The sequence below is a fragment of the Variovorax paradoxus genome (assembly GCF_030811855.1).
Lineage (GTDB): Bacteria > Pseudomonadota > Gammaproteobacteria > Burkholderiales > Burkholderiaceae_C > Variovorax > Variovorax paradoxus_L.
Genome location: NZ_JAUSRN010000003.1, coordinates 122,786 through 142,071 on the forward strand (window position 1 = coordinate 122,786; position 19,286 = coordinate 142,071).

Here is a 19,286-nt window from a genome sequence, read left to right on the forward strand (position 1 = left end):
CGCGTTGTGATCGATCGATGAAATGGAACGGATGATGCGACGTACACGCAGCGCGAAGATCGTGGCCACCCTGGGCCCAGCCACCACCGACGAGCCGGCCATTCGTGCCTTGTTCGAGCGCGGTGTGGATGTGTTCCGGCTCAACTTCAGCCACGGCACGCAGCACGACCATGCACGCCGGCTCGATACGATCCGGCGGCTCGAGAAAGAGTTCGGCCGGCCCATCGGCGTGCTGCTCGACCTGCAGGGGCCCAAGCTGCGGCTCGGCACTTTCGAAGGCGGACGCGCGCAGCTCGACGCAGGGTCGAGCTTCCGCCTCGACATGGACAAGGCGAGCGGCAATGCGCGCCGTGCGCCGCTGTTGCATCCGGAGATTTTTGCGGCGCTGCAGGTCGGCACCGAGCTGTTGCTCGACGACGGCAAGCTGCGGCTGCGCGTGGACAGCTACGGCGCCGACTTTGCCGAGACTACCGTGCTGGTCGGTGGCCCGATCTCCGATCGCAAGGGCGTCAACGTGCCAAGCGTGCTGCTGCCGATCTCGCCGCTGACACCGAAGGACCTGGACGACCTGGCCTGCGGCCTGGCCATGGGCGTCGACTGGGTGGCGCTTTCCTTCGTGCAGCGCCCCGAAGACATCGAGGAGGCGCGCGCCATCATCGGCACGCGCGCATGGATCATGGCCAAGCTCGAGAAGCCTGCGGCCATCGACCACTTGGATGCGATCGTCGACCTGTGCGACGGGGTCATGGTGGCCCGCGGCGACCTCGGCGTGGAGCTGCCGCCCGAGCGCGTGCCCGAACTGCAGCGCCTCATCGTGCGCGCCTGCCGCAAGCGCGGCAAGCCGGTGGTGGTGGCCACGCAGATGCTCGAATCGATGATTGCCGCGCCCGTGCCCACGCGCGCCGAGGTGTCCGACGTCGCAACCGCCATCTACGACGGCGTGGACGCGGTGATGCTCTCCGCCGAATCGGCCTCGGGAAAGTATCCGCTCGAAGCGGTGGCCATGATGGACCGCATCATCTCGCGCGTGGAAGCCGATGCGTCATACCGCATCGGCATCGACGCCACGCACGAGGCGTCGCTGTCGACCACCGCCGATGCCGTGTGCGCTTCGATGCGCCAGGTGGCCGCGCTGCTGGCGCCCGCCGCCACCGTCACCTACACCTCGTCGGGCTTCACCAGCCTGCGCGCCGCGCGCGAGCGGCCGGCCGTGCCCATCCTGAGCCTCACGCCCGACGTGGCCACCGCGCGCCGCATGGCGATGGTGTGGGGCGTGCATGCGGTGCTGGTCGATGACGTGCACGACGTGGCCGAGATGATCGAGTGCGCCTGCCGCATTGCGTGCACCGAAGGCTTCGCGAATGTGGGCAACGACGTGGTGGTGGTGGCTGGCCTGCCGTTCGGTCTCTCGGGAACGACGAACCTGCTGCACGTCGCGCGCGTACCCTAGGCGGCATTCGCGCGGGGCGTGGCGCGCAGTACGATGCCCGCTCGATTGCAGCAACTTTTTTCCGAATGAAGCACGCGACCCTGCGCCAGTTGAAAGTGTTTGAAGCGGTGGCGCGCTTGCTGAGCTTCTCGCGCGCGGCGGAAGAGCTGCACCTCACGCAGCCGGCCGTGTCCACGCAGGTGCGCAAGCTCGAAGAGCACGCGGGCAATGCGCTGTTCGAGCAGTTCGGAAAGAAGATCTACCTGACCCCCGCGGGCACCGAGCTGCTGCAGATCAGCCGCGCCATCATCCAGCAATTCGAGGCGGCCGAGAATGCGATGTTGCAGTTCAACGGCGTCTCGGGCGGCAAGCTCAACGTGGGCGTGATCAGCGCGGGCGACTACTTCTTTCCGCGCCTCTTGGTGGAGTTTGCAAGTCGGCACCGCGGCGTGACGCTGAACTTCACGGTGCACAACCGCGAAGGGCTCATGACGCACATCGCGGAGAACCTCACCGACCTGGCAATCATGGTGCGCCCGCCGACCGACCTGGACACCATCAACCAGCCGTTTGCGCCGCATCCCTACGTGATCGTCGCGGCGCCCAACCATCCGCTGGTAGGCGTGCCGAGAATCCCGTTGAAGCGGCTGATGCGCGAGCCCTTCGTGGTGCGCGAGAAGGCCTCGGACACCTGGCATTCGATGGAAGAGGGCTTCGGCGGCGACCTCAGCGGCATCAACATCGCGATGGAGATCCGCAGCACCGAAACCATCAAGCAGGCGGTGATCGCGGGCATGGGCGTGAGCTTCGTGTCGGCGCACACCATCAGCCAGGAAACCCGCGCCGGCAGCCTCCGCGTGCTCGACGTGGAAGGCTTTCCGTTGATGCTCAACTGGTACGTGGTGCACCGCCGCAACAAGCGGCTGCCGCCGGTGGCGCAGGCCTTCAAGGACTTTCTGCTCACCGACGGGCCGGCGCTCATCTCGCAGATCGTGCCCTTCGACTCGGGGGCTTGAAAAATAAAGGAAGGTGCATGGCGCACCTTCCGAGCGGAGGCGGACCCCCTGGACGATCAGCGGGCGCGTGCGCCGGCGGAACGCTTCAGCGCGGCGCGCGCGGCCTTGGCGAAGATCACGATCGGCATGGCTGCGATGAGCCCGCGCAGGGTCTCGTTGCCGGCCAGCGAAGCGGTGTTCTTGAGTGCGTTGGAATTCACTGCGGTGTTGTTCATTGAGCGCTCCGGAAAGTTGAGAAGACTGAGGGTGATTATAGGGTTTACCCCTAATTCAGGCAAACCCCTCTTGCCCTGCGTGCCACTGCGCCAAACAGTCGGCGGGCACGCAGAAATCCGTTCGCATCCGCACGCGATTCGGCGGCCTTCAAAGACACGAATCGACACATGCCACACATGCATTCCCCGCTCGAAAAATCATGGGTCATCGAGAGGCCGAGGTTGGTGGGAACTTGACTGCGGTCAAGAGCTTTTGAAGCGCGAGGTCCGACAGTCGTTCACGCGCGGAAAGCAGGGTGGTTCGGCTGCCGATGCGCATCGATTGCATGGCGTTCAGCGCGGCATTCTTCGCGCTTCGTCTGATGTGCCAATCACTCGACTGACCGGGCCGCGTACCGACATCGTCGGACCTCCAACACACAACATGAAGACAAAGGACAACCCATGACTCGGCCAACGACCTCGATCGCCGGTTCCACACCGGCGATGTACTCCCCGGCGGGAACCCACGGCGCCACGGCAACCCGATCGGAGACCTACCGATGGGGCCAGTTGCTAATCGGCATCGTGTGCATGGCGATGATTGCCAACCTGCAGTACGGCTGGACGCTCTTCGTCAATCCGATCGCCGAGAAACATGGCTGGAGCCGCGCCGCGATCCAGGTGGCCTTCACGATCTTCGTGCTCACCGAAACATGGCTCGTGCCCATCGAGGGTTATCTTGTCGACCGCTTCGGCCCGCGTCCTGTGGTGCTGGTGGGCGGCATTCTTTGTGGCCTGGGCTGGGTGATCAACTCCTTCGCCAACACGCTGCCGCTGCTCTACATTGCGGCGGCCATCGGCGGCATTGGTGCGGGCGCCGTTTACGGCACCTGCGTGGGCAATGCGCTCAAGTGGTTCCCCGATCGGCGCGGCCTTGCGGCGGGCATGACGGCGGCAGGCTTTGGTGCGGGCTCGGCGCTGACCATCATCCCCATCTCCGCGATGATCAAGTCGAGCGGCTACGAGTCGGCGTTTCTCTACTTTGGCATTGGGCAGGGCCTGATCGTCTTCCTGCTGGCCTGGGCGCTCACCCGCGCACCCGACCATGCCAAGAGCTCGAACAGCCGCAACGTGCAGCAGTCGCAGCGCGACTACGCGCCCTCCGAGGTGCTGCGCTCGCCCGTCTTCTGGGTGATGTATGCAATGTTCGTGATGGTGGCCGCGGGCGGGTTGATGGCCACGGCCCAGCTCGCACCGATCGCGCAGGACTTCAAGATCATGGACGTGCCCGTCAACATCATGGGCCTGGTGCTGCCGGCGCTGACTTTTGCACTCGCGATCGACCGCGTGCTCAACGGGCTCACGCGGCCCTTCTTCGGCTGGGTGTCCGACAAGATCGGGCGCGAGCAGACGATGTTCATCGCATTCGCGCTCGAATCGGTGGGCATCCTGATGCTCTATCACTACGGCCACAACCCGATCCTCTTCGTCGTGCTCACGGGCATCGTGTTCTTTGCCTGGGGCGAGATCTACAGCCTCTTTCCATCGACCTGCGCCGACACCTTCGGCTCCAAGTACGCGGCATCGAACGCCGGCATGCTCTACACCGCCAAGGGCACGGCCTCTTTGCTGGTGCCGCTGTCGAGCGTGCTCGCCGCAGCCACGGGCAGCTGGCAGGCCGTGTTCATTGCAGCGAGCGCGGTCAATGCGGCCGCGGCGCTCATGGCGTGGTTCGTCCTGCGCCCGATGCGCCGCAAGCACATCGAGCAGAGCCGGCTTTCCCAGTAGCAGTTAGCTGCCAACGCCGCGCCGACGCTCAGCGCAGGCCGATGCGCGCGGCGCGCGAGCGCAGCAGTTCGGCCTGCTGCGGATCGATGGCTTCGATGTTGTCGGCCGCGACTTGCAGCGCACGCATCTGCTCCACCTCGTTGATGATCTTGTTCGGGCTCAGCAGGGCATCCACAAGCATCAGCGCCTCGTCGAAAAGTGCCTTGAATGCATCGGCAAGACTTTCGGTGGGGCCGGCATGGAATGGCTCACGAAGGGTAGGCATCGATCAACTCCTGTTGCTTTGATGCCTTCATCTTCGGCGCGCGTTCGCTACAAGTAAAACGATATTAATTGCCAGTTGGGTGCAAAAATAATGCACTCAAAAAAGCGGGATGCGGCATGGACATCAACCTCGCCCGAACCTTTCTCGAGATCGTCGACACACGCAGCTTCCAGCGCGCAGCGCAGCGGCTGCACGTGACGCAAACGTCGGTGAGCGCACGGGTGCGAACGCTCGAAGAGCTGCTGGGGCGGCCCCTCTTCGTGCGCAACAAGGCAGGCGCGGTGCTGACCGCGGCGGGCGAGCAGTTCCTGCCGCACGCCACCATGCTGGTCCAGGTGTGGGAGCGTGCTCGGCATCAGGTCGCGGTGCCGAGCGGGAGCCGCGCCGTGCTCGCCATCGGATGCGAGATCAGCCTTTGGGATCCGCTGCTGCTGCAGTGGCTGCTCTGGATGCGCAGCGCGGCGCCGCAGCTGGCCATTCGCACGGAGGTCGGCTTTCCGCATGACCTGCTCGACAAGGTGGCCGCGGGCGTGCTCGACATTGCCATTGCTTACGCACCGCAGCAGCGGCCCGGGCTGCGCGTGGAACTGCTCATCGAGGAGAAGCTCGTCATGGTCACCACCGCAGAGCACCCGCGCGTGCCGCGGCCGGCGGACTACGTGTATGTGGACTGGGGCCCGGAGTTTGCGGTGCAGCATGGCCTCGCGTATCCGGAGCTCTCGAATGCCGCGGTGAGCGCGGGCCTGGGCCCGCTCGGCCGTGAATACCTGCTGGCGGCTGGCGGCACCGGCTACTTTCGGCATGACGTGGTGCGCAGCCATCTGGAGTCGGGCCGGCTGCGCCGCGTGCCCGACACGCCGGAATTTCTCTACCCTGCCTACGCGGTGTATGCGGTGGGGGCGGACAGCGCCATCGTGGACCCTGCGCTCGAGGGCTTGAGGCAGGTCGTCAGGGCCAAGCCCGAAGAAGCGCGAGAAGGGGCGTGAGAAAGGTGAGAAACGTGAGAAACGTGAGAAGAGGCCGTCAGACGGCCAGCATGTGCCTTGCGCGCTCCACGCGTTGCTGGTGCGACTGGAGCAGCGACTCGTAGTAGAGGCACAGCGGCATGGCGATGAACACCATGCCCGCGACGTAGATGATCAGGCTCATCAGCGGAAAGTCGTCGCCTCCCCAATAGGGTATGGACGCCACCGCGGCGCCGGTTGCGATGATTGCAATGACGCACTGCAATGCAGTGCGCAAGAACGTGGTTCGCGAGTAGCCCGGCGGGTCGTACTTCTGACGGTCCAGTGGGGAACACTCGCCCTTGTCTCCATCATCGTGCATCGTCGTTCCTTGTTAGAAGGGCGCTGACGATTCTTATCCCGTGAACTACCGCGGTCAAGGCGGCAGACCCCACCTCAGTCGTACTTCAAGGTGTAGATCAGGTCGAGCCCGCTGGTCTGCCCGGCCTGCCCACGCAGCGTGAGCCGCTGTGTCAGGTCGTAGAAGATGAAGATCGTGCCGAAGGTGCCGCCCACGCTGCGTTCGTAGGTGAGATAAAAATCCTTCGACAGCCGCTTGCCGAGCGTCACTGCCGACTCGCGCAGGTCGCCGCCGTTGCCAGGCCCCTTGAAGCCGAGTTCATCGAGTCCGAAGCGGCTTGCCAGGCTGCCGCCGCTCCCGCCCTTGCTGACATGGCCGATCAACGCAAGAGCCGCCTGCTGCAGCAGTGCCGATTCGCCGCCGCTGGTGGCCGAGGCGCGGCCCAGCACCACCCACGACAGCGTTTCCGCATCGGACAGCGCGGGCTCGGAGTAGAGCTTGACGCGCGGCGACTGCGCGGTACCCGTGATCTGCACGCCGGCGCGTTGCGAGATGTTGGGCCGGATCGCGAGGATGTCGAGCGAGGGATTGTCGAACGGCCCGTTGAAGCGGGCCACGCCAGTCTGCACGTCGAGCTGCTGGCCGTAAGCGCGGTACTGGCCCTTCACGGTCTTGACTTCGCCAGTGATGCGCGGCGGCGCATTGAGCTTGGTGCTTCGGATTTCGACCTCGCCTTCGAGCCGCGTGGTGATGCCGCGCCCCTGCACCGCAAAGTCGTCGCCAAGATTGAAGTCCACCGCGATGTCGGGCGGCTTCGCGGTCTCCGGCCGGGCAGCGCGCGCTTCGTTGCTCGCGGCGTCGCGCTGCGCCTGCTCGGCCGCTTCGCGGTCCTTGGCGGCCGAGCGCACGACAACGTCGGTGCCCAGGCTCGGCGCGGTTTCATCGGGCAGGATGATCACTGCGCGGTCGGTCTTGAGCTTGCCCCGCACGCTGAACTGGCCGCCCTCGAGCCGGGCCTGCAGGTTGCCCGAGAGCGTGATCTGGCGGTCGGTGCGCACCAGCACGCGCAGTGCGCGCAGGTCGGCTTGCAGCGCCATGCGAATGCCGGTGCCTGATGGGCTCGGGGCACCGGCCGCGCTCCAGCCGATGTTGCCGCGTGCGGACAGAGAGCCGCCATCGGTATTGGCCAGGCTGGCCGCTGTGCTTCGGTTGCCGCTCTGGCCCGCGATGCGCGCGGTGCTGCCGGTGCCGCCCTTGAGCGTGAATTCGGTGATCTCGACACTGGTACCCGTGAGTGTGGCGCGCAGGCGGCCGTCGCGCAGATCCAGCCCTTCGACAGGCGCGCGCAGCGCGAGCTTGTCGGCGCCCAGCGTGCCGTTCCAGCGCGGCGTGGCGCGGTTGCCCGATAGTGCGGCATCGGCGTCCAGCGTACCTGCGACGCGCCAGCCGGGCGGCGCCAGCATCGACCACACGCCCAGGTTCGGCAGCGTAGCCTTGATGTTGCCGGCCAGCGGCGCATCGGCTGCCCACTGCCAGCCCTCGCCGCGCTGCTGCATGCGCGTGTTGAGCTGGGCGTCGATCTTGCCCGCGCGTTCGCTGTCCCAGGCCAGCGTGGCGCGCACCGCATCGGCTTGCGCATCGAGCCGCAGTTCGGCCTGGCGCAAACCGGCGGGCGTGCTGGGTGCGGCTGCTCCGCCGGCCGCGCTCGAGTTCATCGTGCGCTCGCTGGCCGTGCCGGTGCCGCGGCTCGTGATGCGCGTGACCAACGCGGCCTCGCCGGCCTGCACGCGGATGTCGCCGCTCTGGCGCGCGAGCCGCGCATGGGCGCGCAGCGTGTCGCCGGCGTCGATGTCCCAGTCGCCGTCGAACATGAGGTCGCCGCTTACGCCCAGTTCATTGAAGGTGGTGCTGGCGCCGAAAGCCTCGGCCCATGCCATGGGAAGGCCTTGCAGCTTGCCTTTGGACTGCATGCGAAACGCCTGGTTGGGCGCCACGCCGCTGCGAGTGAAGCGCAGCGGCTGCCATTCGATGCGAACGGTACCGGGTGCCGGTCCGCGCAGGCTGGCCGTGGCTGCGGAGGCTTCGACATCCAGGCGGCTCGAGGTGCCGCTTCCGCTGGTCTTGATGGCGGCGGTGACTTCGCGGCCGAGCTCCAGGGTCCAGGGGGCGGCGGCGATGCCAAAACGCGCGCTGTCCTGGGCTTGCAGGCGCAGGCTGGCGAGCGCGGCGCGCCAGTGGTTGGGACCCGCAAGGCCACCGCTCGCGCGTGCATCGACCGTGAGCTTCTGCGTGCCGGTTGTGGCTTCGCCCTGCAGCGCGAGCGTCGCCTCAGCCAGGCTGCCGGCGAGGTCCGCACGCAGGTCCTTCAGCTGCACCGTGGTGGCGGCCGCTGTTTCGCCGTTGCCGTTGACGGCAGGCATGTGCAGTTCGAGCTGCGGCACACCGAGCGACCCCTTCAGACTCGGCTCCGCGATGCCGCGCTGCGCCGGAGCGGCAGGGTTCTCGAGCCGGCGCTGGATGGTCTGCCAGCCGCCCTGCCAACTCGCGTCGAGCCGCGCGGAGCCCTTGGCGCTCTTGCCCGCAAACACCTTCGACAGCTCGGGCAGGCCTTCGATCCAGCGCTGCACGGCGTCGGCATCGTCGATGCGTGCCTTGATGTCGCCGCCCCCTTGCGCCGGTGCGATGCGGCCTTCGAGTTGCGCGCTGCCGCCAGGCAGCGACAGGTCGAGCTTGCCGCTCGCGGCCTGCTCGGCCACGCGCACCTGAAGCTTGCCCTCGATGCTGGCGCCTTCGGCCTGCACGCGCAGCGTACGCAGGTCCAGCACCTGGTTCTTCCACTGTCCCTGGGCCAGTACGCGGTCGAGGCCGAAGCCGGGCATCGCCTTGCTGCCGGCGCCACCCGCGGCGCGGAGCGCCACGTCGAAGCCGATCGTGTCTTCGCGCTGCTGTGCCGTGGCCGTGCCGCTGATCGGCGCACCCGAAAGCTCGCTGTGCAGCAGGCCCGCCCGCACACCGCGCACGTTGGCGCGCACTTGCCATGGCGCGGGGACGGGGCTCCAGCGGCCCTCGGCTTCGATGCGGCCGCCGCCCACACCCAGCAAGGCTTGGGGAATGATCCAGTTGGTGCCGTCGAAACCCACGCGTGCCTGGACGTCTTCGAGCGGCAGCGCGCCCTTGTCCCACGGGCCGGGCACCGCGTTGCGGATGCTCGCCGAGGCCTGCCACGCGGTGGGGCCGGTGGCCGAATCGGGCTGCAGTTCAACCGTTCCGGTGAGACGTGTCTTCGGAGCGCCGGGCCAGAGCGTGGCCGCATCGACGTTGCGAAGGTCGGTCTTGGCATCGATGACTGGCTGCGGCAGCCATGGCGCGACATTGGCTTGCAGCTTGGCTTCCATGGGCGCCTCGGCGTTGGGCTCAGAGGGCTTCAGCTCGGCGGCGATCTGCAGCCGCGCATCGGCGCCCGCGAGCTTGCCCTTGATCGCGGCCTCGGCTAGCACGTCGATGCTGCGGCCTTCGGCCAGCGGCGCCTTCACGCGGCCATTCAGCGTGGCGTCGAGCGCCATCGGCGCGGGACCTTGGAGCTTCACGCGCGCGCTGTAGTGGCCTTCGGCAATATCGACGCCCTTGACCTCCAGGTGATGCTCCGCGGCGGTATAGCGGTAGCTGCCCGTGAGCTGATTCGCCTGCAGTGCCGGCGGACCGGACCAGCGCACTTCGTCGATGCGAAACGGCAGGTCGACTTCGATGGGCAGCGCGAGCTGTTCGAGCGGCTCGGTGGGCGTGTCGCTCGGCGGGCCGCGGCGTTCAATGAGAAGCTGTGCCGCATGCACCTCACCCAATTGCAGCTTGCGCTGGAACAGCGGCCCAAGCTGCCAGCCGATGTCTGCGTCATGCACCTCGACGGCCAGCTTCTCGCTTTGCCAGCGCAGCCGGCCGATGCGCCCGCCCGTGCGCAGCGAACCCGTGACATCGCGGCTTTCAAGCGACTGGCCGGCAGGCAGGTAGAGCGCGACCCTGGCCAGCGCGAAGGCCAGCGACTGGTTGGAGCCGAGCCACCACCATGCGCCCGCGCCCACAACGAGCACCAGCGCCAGCAGGCCCCCGACCGTCCAGCCGAACGCACGCAGCGCGCGCCGCGTACGCGAACGCCGTGCGCGCGGCGCGGCTTCTTGGGGCTGGGGTTCGGCGTCTGTCTGCATCGATGGGGCGCGCGTCAGAAGGTGAACCCGAGGCGGAAGTGAAGGCGGAACTTCTTCGTGTCCACGCCATAGGCAAGGTCGGCCTGCACCGGCCCCACCGGACTGCGCCAGCGCGCGCCCACGCCCACGCCGACCTTCGGCTTGAGTTCGCCGGGCTTGTCGGCCACGACGCCGGCGTCGACGAACACCACGCTTTCCCACTCGGTGAGCTTGTCTTTGTAAACGAAGGGCCGCTGCCACTCGGCGCTCACGACGCCGAGGTAGCGGCCCGCCACGATCTGGCCGTCGCTGCGCACGGTGCCGATCTGGCGATAGCTGTAGCCGCGCACGGTGGTGTCGCCGCCGGTCAAGAACATCAGCGTGGAGGGGATCTGCGCGCTGTCCTTGGCGGACACCGCGCCGGCTTCGGCGCGCAGCTGCAGGCGGCTGCGGCGCGCCAGCGTGGCGGCGTCCCGGTCCTCCGCGAAGCCCAGTGGCAGCACGCCGAGCCAGCGTGCATAGGTGCGCGTGAAAGGCAGCTGCTCGCCGGTCAGCGTATAGCCCGCGGCCAGTTCGAGCGCAAGGGCGAAGCCGCGCGTGGGCACGGCGTTGTCGTCGAAGTAGCGGCCAGTCCAGCCCCAGTTGGCGGTCACCGCGGAAGCCGAGGGCGGGGCGTTGGTGCCGCGGTTCTGCGCGTAGTCGTATTGCAGAAAGTAGCTTCGGTCGATGTGTCCGCTGGACTTGCTGCGGCCGCTGCGCAGACGGCCGCTGTCGACCACGTAGCTGCCCGAGGTTTCGCTCTTGAGGCCAGCGCCCGCGAACCAGCGCCAGCCGTGATCGTCGGGAATGGCGTTCCATTCGGTCGACAGCGACTTGACGTCGGTATCGACCGACAACCGCGACACGGCTCTCCAGCCGAGCAGCGGCAGCTGGTTGTGGATGTGGTCGACGGACAGGCGCGGTCCGCTGTCGGTGGTGAAGCCGGCGCCCAGCACGACCTTCTGCATCGGGGCTTCGCGCAGTTGCGCGATCACGGGCGCCGCCAGCGGGTTGCCGCTCTCGGTGTCCAGCGTGAGAAACACCGAGTCATAGTAGCCGCTGCTGGCCAGGCGCTGCTGCGCATCGAGCAGCTTCTGCTGGTCGTAGTCGGTGCCGGTGGGAAGCTGCGCGATGCGGCGCGCGCCGTCGGCGTCGTAACGTTCGGTGCCGCGCAGCACCAACGGACCGAAGCGGTAGGCGGGGCCCGACTGGTAGGTGGCGCTGAGGCGGGCCTCCTGCCGGTCGGCATCGACCTCGGCGCGGCTTACCTCGATGCTGCCGGTGGGAAAGCGCTTGGCCGTGAGGCTGCGCAAGGCCGTGGCCTTGGCGTTGTCCCAGCCCTGCTGCGTGAAGGGCAGGCCGGGCCGCAGCGCCCAGGCGGTGCGGATCGAATCGCGCTGGGCCTCGGCAGTGGGGTCGTCTGCTATGGCGCCGCCGTAGCTGAGCTGAACGTTGCTCACGCGGGTGAGCTCGCCCGGCTCCACGGTGATGACGATCTCGCGCGGGGCCTTGGTGCTGGCCGGGGTTTCGTTGAGCTCCAGCGTCAGCGTGGGCGTGAAATAACCCAGCGTGCCGAGCAGTTCGCGCGCGTTGGATTCCGCCGCCACCATGAGCCGCGAGATCTCAGTGGCGCCCAGGTCGTCGAGCGCGCGGTAGCGCTGGATTTCAAGATGCAGCGCGAGGTATTCGCGCACAGTGTCGGGCCCGCGCACGTCGACGGTGAATGCGTCCCGCCGTGCGCCCCTGTCGCTGTCCTTGCGGGTTTCATCGGCGGTGGTGTCGCCGCTGCGCACCAGGGGCGGGGCGGCTGTGTCCGCGGCGGCTTCTTTTTTCGGCAGCAGGCTGCAGCCTTGCACAAGCAGGACGCCGAAAAAAAGCAAAGCCGGCAACCACGCCGGCCGAAGGACTGGAACCACCCTGAACATGGGCGGATTTTGACAGCAAGGCGCCCGGGCTCCGTAAGCGTCCGGAAACAGAAGCGGGCGCCGCACGCCGCCTTACTTCGAAAGCATTCGCATCGCGTCTTCGAGGCCCCGCAGCGTGAGCGGGTACATGCGGTTCGACATGAGCTGCTGCATCACCGCAATGCTCTGGCGGTATTGCCACACGCCCTGGGGCTCGGGATTGATCCAGGCGAACTTGGGAAAGGCGTGCGTGAGGCGCTGGACCCACTCGGCGCCGGCTTCCTCGTTGTTGTATTCGACGCTGCCGCCAGGCTGCAGGATCTCGTAGGGGCTCATCGTCGCGTCGCCGACGAAGATGAGCTTGTAGTCCTTGTTGTACTTGCGCAGGATGTCCCAGGTCGCGAACTTCTCGGAGAAGCGGCGCTTGTTGTTCTTCCACATGAAGTCGTACACGCAGTTGTGGAAGTAATAGAACTCCAGGTGCTTGAACTCGGTCTTCACGGCGGAGAACAGTTCTTCCACGCGCTGGATGTGCTCGTCCATGGTGCCGCCCACGTCCATCAGCAGCAGCACCTTGACGTTGTTGTGGCGCTCGGGCCGCATCTTGATGTCGAGATAGCCGGCATTGGCCGCGGTCGAGTGGATGGTGTCGTCCAGGTCCAGCTCTTCTTCATGGCCTTCGCGCGCGAACTTGCGCAGCCGCCGCAGCGCCACCTTGATGTTGCGCGTGCCGAGCTCCTGGCTGTCGTCGTAGTCCTTGTAGGCGCGCTGGTCCCACACCTTGACGGCGCTCTTGTTCTTGCCAGCACCGCCGATGCGCACGCCCTGCGGGTTGTAGCCGCCATGGCCGAAGGGCGAGGTGCCGCCGGTGCCGATCCACTTGTTGCCGCCCTCGTGGCGCTCCTTCTGCTCCTCGAAGCGCTTCTTGAGCGTTTCCATGAGCTCGTCCCAGCCCATCTTCTCGATCTTGGCTTTTTCCTCGGCGGTGAACTCCCGCTCCAGCGTCTTGCGCAGCCAGTCGAGCGGCACTTCCTTGGTGAAGTCTGCCAGCATCTCCACGCCCTTGAAGTAGGCGGCAAAGGCGCGGTCGAACTTGTCGTAGTGCTTCTCGTCCTTGACCAGCGCGGTGCGCGAGAGATAGTAGAAGTCGTCGAGGCCAAAGGCGCCGTCGGAGTTGGGGCCCACCACGTCGGCCTGCAGCGCCTCAAGCAGCGTGAGGTATTCCTTGACCGAGACCGGCAGCTTGGCCGAGCGCAGCGTGTAGAAGAAATCGATCAGCATGGTCGGGCTTTCCTTGGGCTTGTCTTCAGCTTCGCGGCTTGTCGAGCAGGTAGAGCAACTGGGCCTTCACCTCGGGCCACTCGCCCGAGCGCAGGCTGTACATGACGGTGTCGCGGATGGTGCCGTCGCGGCGCATGGCATGGCCGCGAATGACGCCGTCTTTTTTCGCGCCCAGCCGTTCGATGGCTTGCTGCGAAGCGAAGTTGAAATTGTCGGTCCGCCAGCCCACCACGTTGCAGCCGAGGGTATCGAAGGCGTGCGTCAGCATGAGCAGCTTGCAGGTGGTGTTGATGTGCGTGCGTTGGCAGCGCTTGGCATACCAGGTGTAGCCGATCTCCACGCGCTTCACGGCCGGCAGCATGTCGTGGAAGCTGGTGCTGCCGAGCACGGTGCCGGTCTCCGCTTCGGTCACTGCAAACGCAAAGCGGTGGCCGGCCTCGCGGCCGTGCAAGGCGGTCTCGATGTAGGCGCGGGTTTCGTGCGGCTCGGGCACCGAGGTGACGCGCAGGTTCCAGAGTTCGCCATCGGCCGCGGCGGCGCGAAGGCCCTCTTCATGGCCGAGCGACAGCGGCACCAGGGCCAGGTCGCGGGCCTTCAGCGTGACAGGTTCGACGAACGCCATCTTCAAGACACCCCTCTGAAATTTTTCAGCGCTGCGGCTTGCCGTACTTGCGGTCGTACCAGGCCCGGGCCAGCTGCACGCCGCCGCCACCGCCCACACCGATCAGCAGGATGCCGAAGATCTCGCGGTTACCGTAGCCGTTGGGCCCGAAGGCATCCAGCCCCAGCTGGAGCCCGATCCAGCGGCCGAGCAGCGCACCGGCCACGAACAGCACGGCCTGCGCCACGCCCAGCTTGAGCAGCTGCCCGACCGGATGCGGCGCTTGTGGCTGGCTCACAAGGAAACCTCCGTGCTTCGCACTGCGGTGCGAGTCCCCTTCGGAGCGGCCGGGCGGGGACTCATCGGTTGTTCCGCTGCATGAAGACGAGCTTCTCGAACAGCGTCACGTCTTGTTCGTTCTTGAGCAGCGCGCCCACCAGCGGCGGCACGGCAACCTTGTCGTCCTTGCTCTGCAGGGCCTCGATTGGAATGTCTTCGGCCACCAGCAGCTTGAGCCAGTCGAGCAGCTCGGAGGTGGAAGGCTTCTTCTTGAGGCCCGGCAGGTTGCGCACGTCGTAGAAGGTCTTCATCGCGGACGTGAGCAGTTCCTGCTTGAGGCCGGGGAAGTGCACCGCCACGATGCTCTTCATCGTCTCGGCGTCCGGGAACTTGATGTAGTGGAAGAAGCAGCGGCGCAGAAAGGCGTCGGGCAGCTCCTTCTCGTTGTTGGAGGTGATGAACACCACCGGCCGGTGCTTGGCGCGGATGAGCTCGCGCGTCTCGTAGCAATAGAACTCCATGCGGTCGATTTCGCGCAGCAGGTCGTTCGGAAACTCGATGTCGGCCTTGTCGATCTCGTCGATGAGCAGCGCCACCGGCTGGTCGGCCGTGAAGGCTTGCCAGAGCACGCCCTTGACGATGTAGTTCTGGATGTCCTTGACGCGCTCTCCGCCGTCCACGTCCTTGAGCTGCGAGTCGCGCAGGCGGCTCACGGCATCGTATTCATACAGGCCTTGTTGCGCCTTGGTGGTCGACTTGATGTGCCACTGCAAAAGCGGCAGGCCGAGCGATTCGGCCACTTCCTCGGCCAGCATGGTCTTGCCCGTGCCGGGTTCGCCCTTGACGAGCAGCGGGCGTTTGAGCGTGATGGCGGCATTGACTGCCAGCATCAGGTCCTGAGTGGCGACGTAGTTGTCTGAGCCCTTGAATTTCATGAGTGGAACGCAAGCAGGTGGAGGAGGCCGGGTGGAGAAAAGAACACACTCGATTCGCTTTGCGCGGCCTTTGGACGGCCGGCGAGGGTTCCCGGAGGACCCTTGCATATAATCGAATGTTGATTCGAAAAACTGTAGCTCCACGAGATTGTGCGCGCAAAATGAACAAGTTGTTGACCACGATGTTTGCCTTCGCTGTCGCTTGCGTGACGGTCTCGGCGCAAGCCCAGCAAGTCACGGGCAATGCCCAGGACGGCGCCAAGAAGGTTGCGATGTGCGTGGGCTGCCACGGCATCATTGGCTACCAAGCCAGCTTTCCGGAGATCCACAAGGTGCCCATGATTGCCGGCCAGAGCGCCAGCTACATCACCTCGGCCCTCAACGCCTACAAGGGCGGTGACCGCAAGCACCCCACCATGCGCGCCATTGCCGACACCCTGAAGGATCAGGACATTGCCGACGTGGCCGCCTATTACAGCCAGCTGGGCATGAAGGAAGGCGATGCGCCACCCGCCGCGCTGGCCAAGCCCATGCCTGAGAACGTGCAGGCCCTGGTGTCGCGCGACAAGGACAACAGCTGCACCAAGTGCCACGGCGCCAACTTCAACACGCCCAACGACGGCACGGTGCCCAAGCTGGCCGGCCAGCATGCCGACTACCTCTTCGTGGCGCTCAAGTCGTACCGCGTCAAGAACAATCCGCACCTGGGCCGTTCCAATGCGGTGATGGCGCAGCAAGTCGAGCCCAAGAAGTTCACCAACGCCGAACTCAAGACGCTCGCCAGCTACATCAGCTCGCTGCCTGGCGAACTCAAGACGGTGCCGGAATCGCGCATCCACCACGGCGCGCAGTAAGAAGCGGGCAGCACTGCTTCTCCAATGAAAAAGCCCGCATCGAGCGGGCTTTTTTGCGTCTGTAACCGAGGTCAGACGTCGAAGAACACCGTTTCGTCCGCGCCCTGCATGCGGATGTCGAAGCGATAGCTCACCGCGCCGCCTTGCTCCACGCGCTCGGCAATCAGCGTGTGGCGGCGCTCGGCCGGCACGCTGGCCAGCACGGTGTCCTTGGCGTTGGCTTCGGCCTCGTCGCCAAAATACACGCGCGTGAAAGCGTGCAGCAAGAGGCCGCGCATCAGCACGATCACGTTGATGTGCGGGGCTTCGCCCGGCGCCTGCGCGCCCGGCTTCACGGTGTGGAAGACGAAGCGGTTCTGCGAATCGGTGCCCGTGCCCGCGCGACCGAAGGCGCGAAAGCCGATCTCGTGGGCCTCGGCCGGGGTTTGCGGATAGCGGCCTTCGCCGTCGGGCTGGCTGATCTCGACCAGCGCATCGCCGATGGGATTGCCGTCGCCATCGATCACGCGGCCCTCGAGCCGGATGCGCTCGCCCGTGGCGTTGTCCAGCGCCACGACCGCGTCGAACGGCTGGTTGAAATCGTAGCCGTACTGAGTGGCGGTGAGGCCGTAGGCGAAGTAGGGGCCTACGGTCTGGGAGGGGGTCTGGCCGTAGTCGGCTTCCTGGGCTGTCATCAATGGCATGGGAAATCCTTTCAGCGGTTCTCGAACGGCGTTTCGTCGGCGCCGCGCAGCACGATGTCGAACTGGTAGCCCAGTGCGTAGCCTTCCTCGGTGATGTCGAGGCTGAAGTCGGCAATCAGACGGTTGCGGTAGCGCTCGGGCGTGCCGGTGATCATCGGGTCGTACTGCATCAGCGGATCGCCGGGGAAATACATCTGCGTGACCAGGCGACTCGCAAAGCTCTGGCCGAACAGCGACAAGTGGATGTGCTGCGGACGCCAGGCGTTCGGGTGGTTGCCCCAAGGGTAGGCGCCGGGCTTGATGGTGAGGAAGCGGTAGCGGCCTTCGCTGTCGGTCAGGCAGCGGCCCGCGCCCAGAAAGTTGGGATCGAGCGGCGCATCGTGCTGGTCGACCTTGTGCACGTAGCGGCCCGCGGCGTTGGCCTGCCAGATCTCGACCAGCGTGTTGGCGACCGGGCGGCGACGCTCGTCCAGCACTTGGCCGGTGAGGATCATGCGTTCGCCCAGCGGCTCGCCGTTCCTGCGTGCGTTGCGCGTCAGGTCGTGGTCGAGCGCGGCGATGCTGTCGTGGCCGTAGACCGGCTGCTGCAGCTCGCCCAGCGAGGCCTTCAGCGGAATCAGGGGTTTTTGCGGCCCGCGCTTCACGGTCGACTTGTAGCCGGGGTAGACGTAAGAGGGGTGAGCCTCCCAGTCGCGCGGCGTGAGGATGGCGGGGGATGCCTTGGTTGGGGTCGACATGCGTTGTCTCCTGCGGTGGGGCGGATCGAGTTTTGGAGACTGAACTTTAGAAGTCCCGTTCGATGATGTAAATTGAAGATTGATCCGTTTTGAATAACCAAGAGTAATTGAACACTCCTGAGAAGCTTCGCCAGGACTTCGTGCGCAACGTGCAGCTGCGGCACCTGCGCTGCCTGGTTGCGGTGGCGCAGGAGCGCCACCTGGCGCGCGCCGCAGAGCGCCTTTCGCTGAGCCAGCCGGCCGTCTCCAAGACGCTCTCGGAGCTCGAAGCCATCGTCGGCGCGCGCCTGGTCGAACGCAGCAAGGCCGGGCGGCGCGGCGTGCAGGGGCTGTTGCCGGCCGGGGAACAGTTGCTGGCTCACGCGCTGCGCGTGCTCGAGGCGCTCGACGCCAGCGCAGAAGCGGTGGCGCCGGCGTCGGGCGAGCGCATCGAGCGGCTGCGCATCGGTGCGCTGCCGAGCGTGGCACCGGCGCTGCTGCCGACGGCGCTTGCGCGTTTCCGCGAGCACTGGCCTTCGGTGCAGGTGGTGGTGAAGAGTGCGGCCAATCCGGTGCTGCTCGACGAGTTGCGCGCCGGAGAGCTCGACATGGTGGTCGGCCGCATCAGCGATCCGCGGTTGATGGGCGGCCTGAGCTTCGAGCTCCTCTACACAGAGCCGCTGGTGTTTGCCGTGCGCGCAGGCCATCCGCTGGTGGCGCAGGCCGCACGGACGGTGTCGGTGCAGGCGGTGCTCGACTATCCGCTGGTGGTGTACGGCGAAGGCACGATCCCGCGCCACAACACCGAAAGCTTCTTGTCGGCGCGCGGGCTGGTGCTGCCGTCCAGTGCGCTGCAGACGCTCGACGTGGCGGTGGCGCGCGGCCTCGTCGCGGTGTCCGATGCGGTCTGGATCACGCCGCTCGGCGCCGCGCGCGGCGAACTGGCGGACGAACGCCTGGTCCGGCTGCGCATCGAAACCACCGGCACGGACGAGCCCGTGGGCCTGCTGTTGCGCAGCGATGCCGAAGCCTCGACCCTGCGCGGCGCCATGGCCGCGCTGCTGCGCGAAGGCGCGAAGCAGCAGGGCGCGCCGCCTTCGCAGCCCAGGAGAAAGCCGCAGGGGTAGGTAGCGATCCGATCCAGCCCTGCGGATGTGCCTCTAGTCTTTTGTTGCTCGTCGCTGCACACACGCCACGTAGCCGTCGCCATCCGGCGGCCGGCCGGCGCGCTGGCTCTCCCACATCATCTGGCCCAGGCAATCCATGGCCTCGTGATGCGCGTCGAGCAGCGAACCGCGGCGGGCCGCCAGCAGCTCAACGGCCTGACGGATTCCGCGCGGCTGATCGATCGAGCATTGCTCGCTGATCGACAGATGCATCGACAGATGGAGAAACGGATTCTCCCGGCCATTCGAGCCGTCGTACACGCGTGCGACCGCTGCATCGGCATCGGCCAGGTCTTCGTTGTATTCGGGGTGCGCATCGATCCATCCCGCGGCAATCGTCTCGAGCGCTTCCATCGGCAAGCCCTGTCGGTGCTTGGCGTACACATCGCAAAAGAAGCGGCGCACGTCTTCCTGGGAGGGGTTGAACATATCTGTATGAAGAAGAGAAATGGAGGTCGATGTTCCGGTAGCGAGACGTTACATCGTTACGTAACGAAGCGGCAAAAGACCGCTCCGGAGGCCTATTTCAACGCCGGCGCGCACGCCTCGTTTTAAATAAATGTCCATATGAATCAATAGCTTGCGTCATTGGCTGGGCCGATATCGAAGAGCGGTAACGAATCGGCACGCTAGTTGCCCCTGTACATGCA

At 66.2% G+C, this 19,286-nt stretch carries 18 protein-coding genes; 6 read left to right on the forward strand and 12 right to left on the reverse strand.

Annotated features, from left to right (window positions below):
* The first annotated feature begins 34 nt into the window (after positions 1-34).
* Together pyk and J2X92_RS08495 are read left to right on the forward strand one after the other, a co-directional pair.
* Positions 35-1,450 carry a pyruvate kinase gene (gene pyk / locus J2X92_RS08490; RefSeq protein WP_307574921.1) on the forward strand — a complete coding sequence of 472 codons (1,416 nt, stop codon included), beginning with the start codon at positions 35-37 and terminating at the stop codon, positions 1,448-1,450.
* Between the two features lie 65 nt (positions 1,451-1,515).
* Complete coding sequence (locus J2X92_RS08495) at positions 1,516-2,445, forward strand: LysR family transcriptional regulator (protein ID WP_307574922.1); 930 nt, start codon at positions 1,516-1,518, stop codon at positions 2,443-2,445.
* A gap of 56 nt (positions 2,446-2,501) precedes the next feature.
* Here J2X92_RS08495 and J2X92_RS08500 read toward each other — a convergent pair whose 3' ends face one another.
* Positions 2,502-2,660 (reverse strand): hypothetical protein, encoded by a 159-nt coding sequence (locus J2X92_RS08500; RefSeq protein WP_307574923.1) that lies wholly within the window; start codon positions 2,658-2,660, stop codon positions 2,502-2,504.
* A gap of 486 nt (positions 2,661-3,146) precedes the next feature.
* Here J2X92_RS08500 and oxlT point away from each other — a divergent pair, with 486 nt between their 5' ends.
* Positions 3,147-4,430 (forward strand): oxalate/formate MFS antiporter, encoded by a 1,284-nt coding sequence (gene oxlT, locus J2X92_RS08505; RefSeq protein ID WP_370878354.1) that lies wholly within the window; start codon positions 3,147-3,149, stop codon positions 4,428-4,430.
* 28 nt (positions 4,431-4,458) lie between these two features.
* On the opposite strand, the gene J2X92_RS08510 is transcribed toward oxlT, so the two are convergent.
* A complete protein-coding gene (locus J2X92_RS08510; RefSeq protein WP_307574925.1) occupies positions 4,459-4,695 on the reverse strand; it encodes a hypothetical protein in 237 nt (78 codons plus the stop codon).
* A 116-nt stretch (positions 4,696-4,811) separates the two neighbouring features.
* Between J2X92_RS08510 and J2X92_RS08515 the strand changes: the two genes are divergently transcribed.
* Complete coding sequence (locus J2X92_RS08515) at positions 4,812-5,681, forward strand: LysR family transcriptional regulator (protein ID WP_307574926.1); 870 nt, start codon at positions 4,812-4,814, stop codon at positions 5,679-5,681.
* A gap of 37 nt (positions 5,682-5,718) precedes the next feature.
* Here J2X92_RS08515 and J2X92_RS08520 read toward each other — a convergent pair whose 3' ends face one another.
* The 7 genes from J2X92_RS08520 to J2X92_RS08550 form a co-directional block, all read right to left on the reverse strand.
* The gene (locus J2X92_RS08520; RefSeq protein WP_307574927.1) at positions 5,719-6,021 is read right to left on the reverse strand and encodes a hypothetical protein; all 303 of its coding nucleotides are present in this window, start codon (positions 6,019-6,021) and stop codon (positions 5,719-5,721) included.
* 74 nt (positions 6,022-6,095) lie between these two features.
* Positions 6,096-10,199 carry a translocation/assembly module TamB domain-containing protein gene (locus J2X92_RS08525; RefSeq protein WP_307574928.1) on the reverse strand — a complete coding sequence of 1,368 codons (4,104 nt, stop codon included), beginning with the start codon at positions 10,197-10,199 and terminating at the stop codon, positions 6,096-6,098.
* Positions 10,200-10,213: 14 nt separating this feature from the next.
* Positions 10,214-12,142 carry an autotransporter assembly complex protein TamA gene (locus J2X92_RS08530; protein ID WP_307574929.1) on the reverse strand — a complete coding sequence of 643 codons (1,929 nt, stop codon included), beginning with the start codon at positions 12,140-12,142 and terminating at the stop codon, positions 10,214-10,216.
* Positions 12,143-12,214: 72 nt separating this feature from the next.
* Entirely contained in the window at positions 12,215-13,402 is a 1,188-nt protein-coding gene (locus tag J2X92_RS08535) for a vWA domain-containing protein (protein WP_307574931.1), read from the reverse strand.
* Between the two features lie 25 nt (positions 13,403-13,427).
* Entirely contained in the window at positions 13,428-14,024 is a 597-nt protein-coding gene (locus J2X92_RS08540) for a GNAT family N-acetyltransferase (RefSeq protein WP_307575288.1), read from the reverse strand.
* Positions 14,025-14,049: 25 nt separating this feature from the next.
* Complete coding sequence (locus J2X92_RS08545) at positions 14,050-14,301, reverse strand: hypothetical protein (protein WP_145740149.1); 252 nt, start codon at positions 14,299-14,301, stop codon at positions 14,050-14,052.
* Positions 14,302-14,362: 61 nt separating this feature from the next.
* Complete coding sequence (locus tag J2X92_RS08550) at positions 14,363-15,217, reverse strand: AAA family ATPase (protein WP_307574932.1); 855 nt, start codon at positions 15,215-15,217, stop codon at positions 14,363-14,365.
* Between the two features lie 161 nt (positions 15,218-15,378).
* On the opposite strand from J2X92_RS08550, the gene J2X92_RS08555 reads away from it, so the two are divergent.
* Positions 15,379-16,071: a c-type cytochrome gene (locus J2X92_RS08555; RefSeq protein WP_307574933.1), complete on the forward strand. Its 693-nt coding sequence runs from the start codon at positions 15,379-15,381 to the stop codon at positions 16,069-16,071.
* Between the two features lie 71 nt (positions 16,072-16,142).
* Here the strand turns inward: J2X92_RS08555 and pcaG are convergent, their stop codons facing one another.
* Positions 16,143-16,754 (reverse strand): protocatechuate 3,4-dioxygenase subunit alpha, encoded by a 612-nt coding sequence (pcaG, locus tag J2X92_RS08560; protein ID WP_307574934.1) that lies wholly within the window; start codon positions 16,752-16,754, stop codon positions 16,143-16,145.
* 11 nt (positions 16,755-16,765) lie between these two features.
* Entirely contained in the window at positions 16,766-17,491 is a 726-nt protein-coding gene (pcaH, locus tag J2X92_RS08565) for a protocatechuate 3,4-dioxygenase subunit beta (RefSeq protein ID WP_307574936.1), read from the reverse strand.
* 107 nt (positions 17,492-17,598) lie between these two features.
* Here pcaH and J2X92_RS08570 point away from each other — a divergent pair, with 107 nt between their 5' ends.
* Positions 17,599-18,597 (forward strand): LysR substrate-binding domain-containing protein, encoded by a 999-nt coding sequence (locus J2X92_RS08570; protein WP_307574937.1) that lies wholly within the window; start codon positions 17,599-17,601, stop codon positions 18,595-18,597.
* A 33-nt stretch (positions 18,598-18,630) separates the two neighbouring features.
* Here J2X92_RS08570 and J2X92_RS08575 read toward each other — a convergent pair whose 3' ends face one another.
* On the reverse strand, positions 18,631-19,065 hold the full coding sequence (locus J2X92_RS08575; RefSeq protein WP_093016767.1) for a DUF1841 family protein: 435 nt from the start codon (positions 19,063-19,065) through the stop codon (positions 18,631-18,633).
* Positions 19,066-19,286: the final 221 nt, after the last annotated feature.

Coding starts and splice junctions, on each gene's coding strand:
- pyk (WP_307574921.1), top strand. CDS start 35: ATGCGACGTACACGCAGCGCGAAGATCGTGGCCACCCTGGGCCCAGCC.
- J2X92_RS08495 (WP_307574922.1), top strand. CDS start 1,516: ATGAAGCACGCGACCCTGCGCCAGTTGAAAGTGTTTGAAGCGGTGGCG.
- J2X92_RS08500 (WP_307574923.1), bottom strand. CDS start 2,660: ATGAACAACACCGCAGTGAATTCCAACGCACTCAAGAACACCGCTTCG.
- oxlT (WP_370878354.1), top strand. CDS start 3,147: ATGTACTCCCCGGCGGGAACCCACGGCGCCACGGCAACCCGATCGGAG.
- J2X92_RS08510 (WP_307574925.1), bottom strand. CDS start 4,695: ATGCCTACCCTTCGTGAGCCATTCCATGCCGGCCCCACCGAAAGTCTT.
- J2X92_RS08515 (WP_307574926.1), top strand. CDS start 4,812: ATGGACATCAACCTCGCCCGAACCTTTCTCGAGATCGTCGACACACGC.
- J2X92_RS08520 (WP_307574927.1), bottom strand. CDS start 6,021: ATGCACGATGATGGAGACAAGGGCGAGTGTTCCCCACTGGACCGTCAG.
- J2X92_RS08525 (WP_307574928.1), bottom strand. CDS start 10,199: ATGCAGACAGACGCCGAACCCCAGCCCCAAGAAGCCGCGCCGCGCGCA.
- J2X92_RS08530 (WP_307574929.1), bottom strand. CDS start 12,142: ATGTTCAGGGTGGTTCCAGTCCTTCGGCCGGCGTGGTTGCCGGCTTTG.
- J2X92_RS08535 (WP_307574931.1), bottom strand. CDS start 13,402: ATGCTGATCGATTTCTTCTACACGCTGCGCTCGGCCAAGCTGCCGGTC.
- J2X92_RS08540 (WP_307575288.1), bottom strand. CDS start 14,024: ATGGCGTTCGTCGAACCTGTCACGCTGAAGGCCCGCGACCTGGCCCTG.
- J2X92_RS08550 (WP_307574932.1), bottom strand. CDS start 15,217: ATGAAATTCAAGGGCTCAGACAACTACGTCGCCACTCAGGACCTGATG.
- J2X92_RS08555 (WP_307574933.1), top strand. CDS start 15,379: ATGAACAAGTTGTTGACCACGATGTTTGCCTTCGCTGTCGCTTGCGTG.
- pcaG (WP_307574934.1), bottom strand. CDS start 16,754: ATGCCATTGATGACAGCCCAGGAAGCCGACTACGGCCAGACCCCCTCC.
- pcaH (WP_307574936.1), bottom strand. CDS start 17,491: ATGTCGACCCCAACCAAGGCATCCCCCGCCATCCTCACGCCGCGCGAC.
- J2X92_RS08575 (WP_093016767.1), bottom strand. CDS start 19,065: ATGTTCAACCCCTCCCAGGAAGACGTGCGCCGCTTCTTTTGCGATGTG.